We start from the raw sequence: 11,419 nt of genomic DNA on the forward strand, positions 1-11,419 counted from the left end.
GCGCGAGGGCCCCGCGGCGCGCAGCGGGCGCGAGGGCCCCGCGGCCCCCGGGCGCGCCGTCACCCTTCGAGGTACGACCCGAGCTCGCGCTGCCGCGAGCGCGTCCGGAGCTTCTCGAGCAGCTTCGCCTCGATCTGGCGGATGCGCTCGCGCGTCAGCGAGAAGGACTGGCCGATCTCCTCGAGCGTCTCGTCCTCGTTGCCGTCGAGGCCGAAGCGGCGCCGCAGGAGCTCGCGCTCGCGCGGCTGGAGCGAGTCGAGGAGCTCGCGCGTCTGCTCGATCAGGCGGCGCCGGGCCAGCATGTCGGCGGGCGTGGGCTCGTCGCCGGCCAGCAGATCGCCGTACCGCGTGTCGCCTTCCTCGCCGATGGGGGCGTCGAGGCTGAGCGGATCGAGCGCGAGCTCGCCGATCATGCGCACCTTCTCCACGGTGAGGCCGCTGCGCTCCGCGATGTCCTCGACCGAGGGCTCGCGCCCGCGCTCCTGCACCAGGTCGCGCCGGGCGCGCACCACCTGGCTCCGGATCGCGGTGAGGTGGACCGGCATGCGGACGGCCTTGCCCTGGTTGAGGATTGCCCGCTTGATGGCCTGCTTGATCCACCACGCGGCGTAGGTGCCGAAGCGGTGGCCGCGGCGGTACTCGAACTTGTCGGCCGCGCGGATCAGGCCGAGGTTCCCCTCCTGCACGAGGTCGAGCAGCGGGACGCCGAAGCGCTGGTGCTCCCGCGCGATGGCGACCGCGAGGCGGAGGTTCGCCTGGACGAGCTCCGACTTGGCCCGGGCGACGGCGCGCCGCCCCCGGGCGATCGCCGCGAGCGTCGCCTCGATCGGCGCGCGCTCCGCGCCCTTCGCCTCCGCCGCCGCCGTGCGCAGGCTCCGCTCGATGCGCTCCTCGAAGGCGGGATCGAGCCGCAGCTCGGCGAGGCCCGCGGCGAGGCCCGCGAGGGCGATCTCCGCGTCGTCGGCGCCCTGCCGGGCGAAGAGCGAGCGCGCGAGCTCGAGCAGGCCCGCGAGCCGCTTCAAGCAGACGTCCGCATCGACGTCGGCCGCGTCGGTCTCGCACAAGAGGTCCCGGATGCTGAGCGCCCCGAGCTCGACGTCCTCCGCCGTCCAGGCGAGCTCGCGCAGGGCGATGGGCGAGCGGACCCAGGCCTCGAAGCACGCGAGCGCGCCGGCCTCGATGCGGCGGCCGAGCGCGACCTCGCCCTCGCGCGTCAGCGGCTGGCTGCCGGCGAGCGACCGGAAGTAGAGCTCGGTCGCGCCGGGCGCAGCATGCCCCGCCGCGGCCCGCACGCGGCGCGCCGGAGCGCGCTCGCCTGCCTGCCCCTCCGGGGAATCGACGAGAACGGGGTGACTCGATTCGGGCTCGCTCGCAGAGAGCGAGGAACGGAACCTCATTCAGTGCGCTCCAGTGTTGCCGCGGCGTCGTGCCTGCCCCCGGCGGGTTGCAGGGAGATACGAGCAGCGAGGCGCCTCGATACTCTATCCGCTATGGACGTAAACAGAAAATCGAAGGGCCAGCCTACTCAGGCCCTTTTACGGCATTTTTCTGAGTAGTTCCACAGCCACGCGCGCGACGTTGCACGTCCGCGGCGGCGCCGGCGCGATCGGCCGCGGCGAGGCGCGCTCCGCGGGCGCCGGAGTCTCGCCCGGTCCTCCTCGGCGGGCTGGTGGTGCGCGGACGCCGTGCGCCCTGGCTCAGCCCGCCGGGTCGGCCGGGTCTAGGGGGTGAATATCGCCACGAAGGCGTCGGCCCCGCCTGCGTGGGCGAGCGGTCCGGACCCGAAGTCCAGCGGCGCTGTCGCGGCGCCGGTGATCGCGATCGCGCCGAGCGGGGAGCTGATGAGATCGTTCACGGGGGCTCCGAGGGGGCGCGTCCAGAGCGCCGCCCCGGTCGCGTCGAGCCTGGCGAGCCCGTCCCCGGCGACGAGGATCCCGCCGGCGGGGTCGACGGCGATCCTGCGGGCGAAGGGGACCGAGCGGCTGAAGAGGTGCTCGCCGTCCTGATCCAGCTTGACGAGGAAGGGGCCGGCGGGAAGCGCGCCGCCTCCGAGATCGAGTGACTGATGGATGGAGCCCGTCACGAGGATCTCGTCCGCCGCGTTGACCGCGACCGCGAGCGCCGTGGCGCCGCTGTCGGCCAAGGTCGCGGACTCCGGGCCGATCAGCCGGCTCCAGAGGACATCGCCCGCCGGCGTGAACTTGGAGACGGCGAGCCGCATGGCGCAGGGGCAAAACGGGCTGCCCTGGATGGACTCGCGCGTGGTCACCACGTTGCCGGCGCCATCGAGCGCGAGGCTCCCGCCGCTGTCGTGGGTCCCCTGTCCAGGGATCGGCTGATTCCAGAGGACGGCGCCCGCGGCATCCAGCTTGATCAGGGAGGTGCGAGGGCCCTCGTGCCGGTTGAAGATGACCGCGTACACGTCGCCCAGCGCATCGACGGCGAGCTGGTCCGTGCCCATTTCCCCCAGGAAGCCCCACATGGGCGTCGAGAGGGGCCCCTGGCTCCAGACGTGATCGCCGTCAGCGTCGAGCTTGACCATGAAGAGCGCGGGGCTGGAATCGAAGTGTTCGAGCGGACCCCCGCCGAAATCGACGGTCGGAACACCGAGGCCGCCGCTGTAGCCGCCGGCGAGGAAGATATTGCCGCTCCCGTCGACGGTCACGGCGTCTCCCCATTCCCTGGAGGAGCTCCCGAAGCTCCTGCTCCAGAGCAACGTGCCCGAGGGGTCGATCTTGAGAAGGAAGACATCCTCTTCGCCGGCGCTCGTCAGCGGCCCGGCGCCGAAATCGACGGTCCCCTCGAAGGCGCCCGTGACGTAGAGGTTCCCCGCGGCGTCGCTGGCGATGGCCGCCCCTCGCTCATCGCCTGGGCCGCCGTACCCCCGCGCCCAGGCCAGCTCCACGCTCCCGCCGCCAGCGCCGCCTTCGCCACCGCCCCCCTCGCCGGCGCCTCCGCCATTGCCGCCATGACCGCCAGCGCCGCCCTCGCCGGCGCCTCCGCCATTGCCGCCATTGCCACCATGACCTCCAGCGCCGCCCTCGCCGCCACTGCCGCCCTCGCCGCCACTGCCGCCCTCGCCGCCACTGCCGCCCTCGCCGCCAGCGCCGCCGCTGCCGCCAGCGCCGCCCTCGCCGCCATTGCCCCCTTCACCGCCGCCACCTCCGGTCGGCGCAGCGCCAGCGCCGCCGCTGCCAGCGTCACCTCCCGCGCCGCCAGCTCCGCCGCGCTCGACGGGCTCGCACGCGACGGCGGCGAGGAGAAACGAGAGAACGACGGGGGCCGAGAGGCACCTCGAAAGCACGAACGACGACACGACAGATCCGGAAGTTCTGGTCATGCCGGCTCTGATGCTCCGCATCTGTGCAGGATTCATTCAGTCACCCCTCAATGCCGCCGCCGCAACCGCCCTCGATGATCACTCCGCCTTCCAGCCGCGCTCTCCGACGAAGCTCCGTTTCGAGCCGAGTGGCCCCCAGGCGCCGCTGTCGATTCGCCCTGACCGGCGAGGCCCGCCGAGGAAGCCGACGAACCCGGGAGCGCATCGCCCCAGCCTCAGGGATGGCCCGGCCTCCCCCGCGAACATGCGCCCCGCGTGCCCGGCGTGGTCGCAACATCGGCGACGGCGGCGCCGAACCCGGGTACGATCATCGCAAGAGGGAAACTCCATGCGCTTGCTCGTCTCGATCGACTCCTGGGGTGCACGGTTGCTCTCGGTCCTGGCGCTCGCGCCGGCCCTGGGCTGTGATGGCGGCGTCACCGGCGGCGGCTCCGGCGGAAGCGCGGCCGATGGCTCCGGCGGAGGCGCGGCCGATGGCTCCGGCGGAAGCGCGGCCGATGGCTCCGGCGGAAGCGCGGCCGATGGCCCGGGCGGGAGCTCGACGGCGGGCCCGGGCGGAAGCGCGGCCGATGGGTCGGGCGGGAGCACGGGAAGCGCGCCGCCGGATGGGTTTCCTTTCGAATGCGAGGATCCCGAGCGCATCGTCGTCGCGGGCCGCGACACCGGGTACGTGCGCTGCGCCGACGGCTGGATGCACCGCGCGGAGGTCGTCGACTGTCCCAGCGCGCTCCCGCGCGAGAAGGCGTGCTCGGAGCCGAGCGGCGCCGCCGGGAGCTGCACCACCGACGCCGACTGCACCGAGCACCCGCACGGCTACTGCAACCCCGCCTCGGGAGGAGAGATCCTGCCGGGGTGCTTCTGCCATTACGGGTGCACCACCGACGCCGACTGCGGCGCGGGGCAGATCTGCCTCTGCGGCGATCCGGTCGGGGAGTGCGTGCTCGCGCAGTGCACCAGCGACGACGACTGCGGCCGGCTCCTCTGCTCCAGCTACGTCCTCAACCCCGGCTGCGGCGGGACCGGCTTCGCCTGCCAGACGCCGGAGGACGAGTGCGCCAGCGACGCTGACTGCACCGGGGACCTGCAGTGCTCGCTCGAGGCCGGCCGCCACACCTGCACGGAGCAGATCTGCGTGATCGGCCGGCCGTTCCTCGTGGACGGCGCCGCGCGCACCGCCGAGCCCGCCGCGCGCGACGACTGGCGCGCCGCCGCGCCGGGGGCGCCGCCCCGCCGGGAGGAGCTCTCGGCCGAGCAGCAGGCGGCCCTCGCCGCGCACTGGACCCGCGCCGCCCTCCTCGAGCACGCGTCGATCGCCGCGTTCGCGCGCTTCGCGCTGCAGCTGCTCTCGCTCGGCGCGCCGCCGGAGCTCGTCTTCGCGGCGCAGGCGGCCATGGGCGACGAGGCCGAGCACGCGCGCATGTGCTTCGAGCTGGCGAGCGCCTTCGCCGGCCGCGGCGTCGGCCCAGGGCCCCTCGCCATCGACGGCGCCCTCGGCGGCGAAGGCGCCCGGGAGATCCTGGTGATGACCCTCCGCGAGGGGTGCATCGGCGAGACAGTCGCCGCGATCGAGGCGGCAGAAGCCGCCCTCCACGCGGCGGATCCAGCGATCCGGCGCGCGCTCGAGAAGATCGCCGAGGACGAGACGCGCCACGCCGAGCTCGCCTTCCGGTTCGCCGCGTGGGCCGTCGAGCGCGACCCCTCCCTCGGGAGCGCCGTGATCGAGGAGCTCGCCGCCGCGCGCCGGGAGCCCGCCGCCCCGAGCGAGGAAGGTCCCGGCGGCCCGCTGCTCGGCTTCGGCGTGCTCTCGGCGCAGCAGCGGCGCGAGATCCGGGAGCGCGCGCTCGCGCAGGTCATCGCGCCCTGCGCGCGGGCGCTCCTCTCACGTACGCCGCGCGCGCAGCGCGGCGGCGAGCGCCGCTGCCCGCCCCCGCCGGCCGGCCCTCAGCGCGAGGAGACCGAGAGCTTCGCCACGAACAGCTGACCGCCCGCGGCCTCGACGTCGCAGTTCAGGAGCTCGAAGTTGGCGGCGGAGGTGCCCGCGAGGAAGACGTCCGTCCCGGAGACGGCGAGCGCCTGGATCTGCTGGAGCTCGGGGCCACCGCTCGCGCCGACCCACTCGACGTCGCCGTTCGTGGCGCTGAGCCGCGCGAGGAAGATGTCGCCCTCGCCGGCATCGCCGCTGACCTCGGCGTCATCGGTCTTCATCTGTCGCTGGAAATGCCCGGCCAAGACGATCTTCTCGGACCCGTCGATCCCGACCAGCTGCGCTGACTGGGCCATGCTGCCCCCGAGCTGCTTGGCCCACCTGGGATCGCCGCCCCGGTCGAGGTACGCGACGAAGCCGTCCTCGTCGGTGGAGACGAGCCCGGCGTCGGTCTCGCCGGGGAGGTCGATCTCTCCCGTGAACGAGCCGGCCACCACGACGCCGGCCTCGTGCACCGCGACGGCGCTGGTGCGCTGATCCCCCGGGAGAGCGGAGTAGTGCCGGAACCAGAGGCCCGCGCCCCCGGGGCTCGATCGATTGCAGATCCAGTCCGCCGGGAACGAGGCGAGGAAGGCGTCGACGCCCTCCGCGGCCTCGCCGCCGGGCGGCAGCGCTTGCTCGGCGCCGGGAAAGCCGAGGTTCACCCGGCCCTCGAACTCGGAGGCCACGAAGACGTCCCCGGACCAGATGCGGAGCGCGCGGGGCCGGTAGCGCGCCCCCGCGAGGCCCGAGAAGACGCCGCTGCACGGGTCCGAGAGGGTCTGTCCTTCGTAGCTGGAGAACCCCATGTCCGCCCCGTCCTTGAGCGACGTCAGGAGGACGACCCGGTCGCCCATGACGGCGACCGCCTCCGCCTCGTCAGGGCCGCTCGACCCGTGCGTCACGCACGCCGCGACCCCGCCAGGATCGCCCTTGTCGAGCCGCGCCACGAACGCTTCGCGGTCCCCCCCGCCCTCGGGCAGGCCGCAGTCCGCGCCGAACGCCAGCGTGCCAGTGAAGTCGCCCGCCACGTAGACGCCGTCGTCGCCGAGGGCGATCGAGGTCGCCTGATGGGCGTGCGTCGCGGCGTCGTTCTCCGCGTTCCCGAAGCGCTCGCTCCAGATGTGGTTCCCGTCGTGCTCGAGGTGCGCCACGAACACGTCCTGGCCCGTGCCCCCCGCCCGGAGCACCGCGCCGCCCGCGACGGAGAGGTTCCCCTTGAAGCTGCCCGCGAGCCACAAGGTGCCGTCCCGGTCGGCCACGATCCCGCCGAGCGTCGTGTCGGCGTCGCCGAACGGCATCGCCCACTGGCACGTGTAGCCGGGCTCGCTGGTCGTCGTGCCGCCGCCGGCGCCTTCCTCCTCGTTGATGAGCTGGATGCCCGCGATCTCCGCGCAGCCCGCGGCGCTCACCGCGCTCGCAACGACAAGCGCGCTCGCCAGCCAGCGCTGGCCGCGCCGTTCGAGGCTCATCGTCATCAGAACACCCCGACGACGGCGCCGCCGAGGACGCCGGGCACGATCTGCACGCGAGCGCCCGCGCGCGGGCCGTCCGGGGGCAGCGTCCACCAGAGGACGGCCGTGCCGGCGAGCGCCGCGCCCGCGGCGATGAAGCAGAAATCGGACACTGTCGCGTACGAAGCCGCCCTGCGGGACAGGTCGGGCACCGGCTGCGCGCAGTCCCGGTAACGCGACGGGTCGCTGCACGCCGTCCTGGCGGCGTCGTCGACCTTGCTCCACGTGGAGAGCGCGAGGCCCCCGAACGTGCTGCCGAGCGCGATGCCCGCCAGCGTGAGCCCGCCCGTCACCCACATCAGTTTCCGGTGGATCGGATCGGGCCTCACGCCAGGAGGGTCCGGCCTGCGCCACGCGACGTCGCCGGCGGCAGGCGCGGCGACCGGCTCCGTCGCGGTGGGCTCGAGCGCCGTGACGTGGACCTCGGCGAGCTGCCGTGGCTGGCTCACCTCCACCTCGCGCGTGAACGCCTGCCTGCCGGGCGCGGTCGCGGTCACCTTGTGCTTCCCCGGCTCGATGGGGCGGGCCTCGCCGAGGCTCCGCGCCTCCACGCCGTCGAGCCTCACCTCGAGCCCCGGCAGCGCCTTCACCTCGCCGGACAGGACGATCGCGAGCCGCGGGAGCCGCTGCTCCAGCGCCGCCGCGCGCTCGCGCGCCTCCGCCCCCTGCTTCGCGTCGATGCCCGCCCCTTCCGCGGCGCCGACCTCGCTGTAGAGCGCCCACGCGCTCGCGAGGCGCCCCGTGCCCTCGCGGCACCTCGCGAGCTCGAGCTTCGTCGCGGCCGACGGGCTCAGCCGGTCGCTCTCCTCGAGCTTGGGACAGGCCGCCTCGGGTCGGCCGGCCGCCAGGAGCTCCTGCGCCTCGCGGCGCAGCGCGTCGCCCCGCGCGCGCTCCGCGATCGTCGGCTCGGCCCAGGCCGTCATCGCCGGCGCCGACGCGGCAAGCGCCAGGACGAGCCCGAGCGCGGCGCGGCCGGGGCCCCTCCGCGCCGCGCGCCCCGCGCTGCCCGAGGAGCGGCGGGACCTTCTGCTGATCTCTTCAGGCATCGAGTCCCCTGGACGGTCGGCGAGCAGCACCTGAGCGAGGTCCCTGCGCTGGACCGCGACGACCGATTAACAGGGCACCGCGAGGAGCGCCAGGCGAAAGGCGCTCCGGGCTCCCCCGCGAGCGCCAGGCGAAAGGCGCTCCGGGCTCCCCCGCGAGCGCCAGGCGAAAGGCGCTCCGGGCTCCCCCGCGAGCGCCAGGCGAAAGGCGCTCCGGGCTCCCCCGCGCCGGGCGCGCGTCGCCTCGCCCGTCCTCCACGCGCGGCGCGCCGCGCGGGCGGGCCGAGGGCGGCGGAGCGCGGGCCGCGCCCACCCACATCAGCGCCTCACGTCGCGCGCGCGAGGACGGTTTGCTGTCCGGCGACTCCCATTTATCCTCGGCGCGCGTCGCTCGCCGCGGCCGCGGGGGAACCGGGAAGAGAGGTCGTGCCCTCATGCTCAAGTCCATCGCCCCACCCAGGAAGACCTCGCCCAGGAAGCCCGCGGCGCCCCCCCGGGCGGCCGCCGCGTTCAACCGGATCGCGCCGGAGCTGAGCGAGCTGAGCGCGGCCGCGCTCGCGCCGATCAACATCGACCTCCCGCGCGCCGTCGCGCTCGTGCTCGGCGCGCTGCCGGGCCTCGCGGCGCTGCGCCCGGCCATCGTCAAGCAGCTGCCCGAGCACAAGATCGCGCTGCTCGACAAGCTGGAGCTGTACGCGCTCGCGGCCTGGTACGCGCACCTCATCGCCCTGCCCGAGTCGGGCGCGGGGCACGCGGTGAAGCCCCTGCTCGACGAGGCGCTCGCGCTGCGCGCGAAGCTCCTCGCGGACGCCGACGATCTCGCCCGGCGCGGGCTGCTCGACCCCGACGCTGTCGACGACATCCGCGCCGGCGAGGGCCACGTCGACAGCGCGAACGACCTCGTCGCGCTGTCGGCGCTGTTCAACCACAACTGGCCGGAGATCGCGGGCAGGACGGAGGCCACCGAGGACGAGGTGCGGCGCGCCGGCGAGCTCGGGCCGAAGCTCCTCGCGGCGCTCGGCGTGCGCGAGCTCGGCCCGGAGGCCGCGGTCTCCGACGCGGCCGACCGCCGCGCGCGCGCCGTCGCGCTGTTCGTGCGCGCGTACGAGCAGACGCGGCGCGCGGTGACCTACCTGCGCTGGGACGAGGGCGACGCCGAGCTCATCGCGCCGTCGCTCCAGCGGCGGGAGCGGAGCGCCCGCACGCCGAGCGCCGCCCCCCCGCCCCTGCCCTTCGTGAAGGCGTCCGACGAGCCGCCCGCGGACACGCTCACCGCCCCGCAGCCGGGCCCCGCGGAGCACGCCCGGCCCGCCTGACACGCCCGGCCGCCAGGGACACCGCTCCTCCGCGGCGGCCACGCGCGCGGCGCGCGCCGCGCGGCGCCGCCGCGACCGGCGTTCGGCTTCGACCCACGCGGCCTTTGCGCTAGCGTTGCGCTTCCGCTTCCCGCTTCCGGTCTCGCCCCCTCGCTCCCGGGCCATCGCGCGTACCGGCTGGAGCGCTCCCGCGAACAGGTGCCCTGATGTCCTCCGTACCAGCCCCGAAGAAGAAGCGATCCAAGATCAGCGCGAAGAAGACCGCCAAGAAGAGCGCGAAGAAGGGCGCACCCTCCCTGCCCCGCCGGGACGAGGCGTGGATCGGCGGCTTCTTCTCGCTGCGCGCGTTCGTGCACGAGGGCGACGAGGCGTACCGCCCCGAGGCGGTCGTCTGGATGACCGAGCGCGGCTTCGTCCTGAGCTGCGCCGCGCTGCGCCCCGACGACGTCGTGGCGGGCGCCGTCGACAGCTTCGAGGCCGCCGCCAGCGACCCGCTGGAGGGCGAGCCGCGCCTGCCCGCGCGCGTGCGCGTGGCCTCGCCCGCGCTCGCGGACGCCCTGCGCGCGCGGCTCGGCCCGGAGATCGACGTCCGCGTCGCGCCGACGCCGGAGATCGACGTCGTGGCCGAGGACCTGGAGGAGCACCTCGGCGCGCGGGACGGCCGGCTGACGCCGAGCTTCCTCGGGGGTGGCATCGAGGCGCCCGCGATGGCGTCGTTCTTCCGCGCGGCGGCCGCGCTCTACCGCGCGACGCCATGGAAGGCGGTGCCCAGCGACGCGGACATCATGGCGATGTCGATCCCGTCGCTCGGCGCGCGCGACCTCGCGCTGTGCGTCGTCGGGCAGGCCGGCCAGAGCCACGGCGTGCTCCTCTTCGAGAGCGCGCAGGGGTTCGAGCTCTACCTCGCCGAGACAGCCAAGCTCCCGGACGCGCCGCCCGCCTCGCTGCCGGCGAGCTTCTTCTCGCTGAGCTTCGACCGCGCGGGCGACCTGCACCCCGCGCTGCGCGCCGAGGTCGACGAGCAGCGCTGGGAGCTGGCCGGGCCGGACGCGTATCCCATGCTCGCGATGGTCGACGAGGACCTCATCGGCCGCAAGCCGACGCCGAAGGAGCTCACCGCCTCCGAGGCGCTCGCGCTCGGCCTCGTCGAGCTGATGAAGCGGCGCAAGGAGATCGCGAGGGCGTTCCGCGGCGGCGCGCCGGTCGAGGCGAGCTACGTGGTGGAGACGCACGCGGGCCCGGTGGAGGTGCTGTTCCGCGCGCCCCACCCGGCGCGGAGCTGATCGCGGCGGACGGCGGCCGGCCGCGGCGAGCGAGCTCGCGGCGTACGGCGAGCTAGCCCGCGGGGTGCCGAGCTAGCCCGCGGGGTGCCGAGCTAGCCCGCGGGGAGCGCCCGCGTCAGCGGTTGACGAGCCGGTACAGATCGGCGTTGAGGATGAACTCGCAGACGACATTGCCGAACTGGAGGATGTCGCCGCTGCGGAGGGGCACGCCGTCCCCGGCCGGCGAGAGGAGCCGGTCGTTCAGGAACGTGCCGTTGGTGCTCTTCCTCGCGTGGAGCATCGGGGTGTCCGCGACAAGGACCGAGATGTGCGCGTGGACCTTCGAGACGGACTGATCGCGTAGCACGATATCGCTGTTCAGCGCGCGCCCGATGAGGATGCGATCCTGCCACGGGCTCTCCGGGCGCTTCGTCACCGCCAGGAGCTCGCAGCCGTGGGACGCGACGGTCATCCCCGATGAGATCCGGTGACGGCACAGCGCCGGCTGGTTGCTCGCGCCGGGCGAGGTGCCGGCGAAGATGGTCTTGAACGACGGGGGGGGCTGGTCGTCGGGACCGAGCTCCCGGAGCAGCCAGGCGTGAGGGTACCTTCGATCGAAGGCCATCCGTGAGAGCGCGCGGCTCTGAGCACAAAGGGTCGCGAAGGTCAACATGACAAGTTCTTCCCCGGGTTTCGTGCTGATCGAGCGAGCGGCGCCCAGCCGGGAGGGACATCGTCGGGCCGGCAGGGCCTGTTAAGACCTTATACATCAGTCCACGACGGGATCGCTGGGCGCCATGGTGTGCGCTGTGAGCGAGCGCAGCGGCGCCGCGCAGACCACAACGTCAGCGCTCGACATACCCGGCTCACGCGGGACTCACATGCGGCTCACGCGCGGCACATGCGGCGCACCTACGGCGCGAAGGCGGCGCGGCGTCGACGAAGGGCGCGTCGACGAAGGACCCGGCCCGCGGGGGACGC

Annotated in this window: 8 protein-coding genes; 3 read left to right on the forward strand and 5 right to left on the reverse strand. The window is 74.4% G+C overall.

The features are described from left to right. Positions 1-59: 59 nt before the first annotated feature. Both WME89_RS30585 and WME89_RS30590 read right to left on the reverse strand, forming a co-directional pair. Positions 60-1,397 (reverse strand): sigma-70 family RNA polymerase sigma factor, encoded by a 1,338-nt coding sequence (locus tag WME89_RS30585; RefSeq protein ID WP_438003213.1) that lies wholly within the window; start codon positions 1,395-1,397, stop codon positions 60-62. 323 nt (positions 1,398-1,720) lie between these two features. After that, positions 1,721-3,340 carry a hypothetical protein gene (locus tag WME89_RS30590; RefSeq protein ID WP_438003214.1) on the reverse strand — a complete coding sequence of 540 codons (1,620 nt, stop codon included), beginning with the start codon at positions 3,338-3,340 and terminating at the stop codon, positions 1,721-1,723. 328 nt (positions 3,341-3,668) lie between these two features. Here WME89_RS30590 and WME89_RS30595 point away from each other — a divergent pair, with 328 nt between their 5' ends. Further along, positions 3,669-5,321, forward strand: coding sequence for a ferritin-like domain-containing protein (locus WME89_RS30595; protein WP_438003215.1), 1,653 nt, complete (start codon positions 3,669-3,671; stop codon positions 5,319-5,321). Here WME89_RS30595 and WME89_RS30600 read toward each other — a convergent pair. Next, complete coding sequence (locus tag WME89_RS30600) at positions 5,282-6,775, reverse strand: hypothetical protein (protein WP_438003216.1); 1,494 nt, start codon at positions 6,773-6,775, stop codon at positions 5,282-5,284. The genes WME89_RS30595 and WME89_RS30600 overlap by 40 nt on opposite strands. 5 nt (positions 6,776-6,780) lie before the next feature. Beyond that, a complete protein-coding gene (locus WME89_RS30605) occupies positions 6,781-7,863 on the reverse strand; it encodes a hypothetical protein (RefSeq protein ID WP_438003217.1) in 1,083 nt (360 codons plus the stop codon). Positions 7,864-8,294: 431 nt separating this feature from the next. Between WME89_RS30605 and WME89_RS30610 the strand changes: the two genes are divergently transcribed. Together WME89_RS30610 and WME89_RS30615 are read left to right on the forward strand one after the other, a co-directional pair. Next, positions 8,295-9,176 (forward strand): hypothetical protein, encoded by an 882-nt coding sequence (locus tag WME89_RS30610; RefSeq protein WP_438003218.1) that lies wholly within the window; start codon positions 8,295-8,297, stop codon positions 9,174-9,176. 206 nt (positions 9,177-9,382) lie between these two features. Then, complete coding sequence (locus WME89_RS30615) at positions 9,383-10,459, forward strand: hypothetical protein (protein WP_438003219.1); 1,077 nt, start codon at positions 9,383-9,385, stop codon at positions 10,457-10,459. Between the two features lie 115 nt (positions 10,460-10,574). Here WME89_RS30615 and WME89_RS30620 read toward each other — a convergent pair whose 3' ends face one another. After that, complete coding sequence (locus WME89_RS30620; protein ID WP_438003220.1) at positions 10,575-11,111, reverse strand: FHA domain-containing protein; 537 nt, start codon at positions 11,109-11,111, stop codon at positions 10,575-10,577. Between the last annotated feature and the right edge of the window lie 308 nt (positions 11,112-11,419).

The organism is Sorangium sp. So ce321 (assembly GCF_051530195.1).
GTDB lineage: Bacteria > Myxococcota_A > Polyangia > Polyangiales > Polyangiaceae > Sorangium.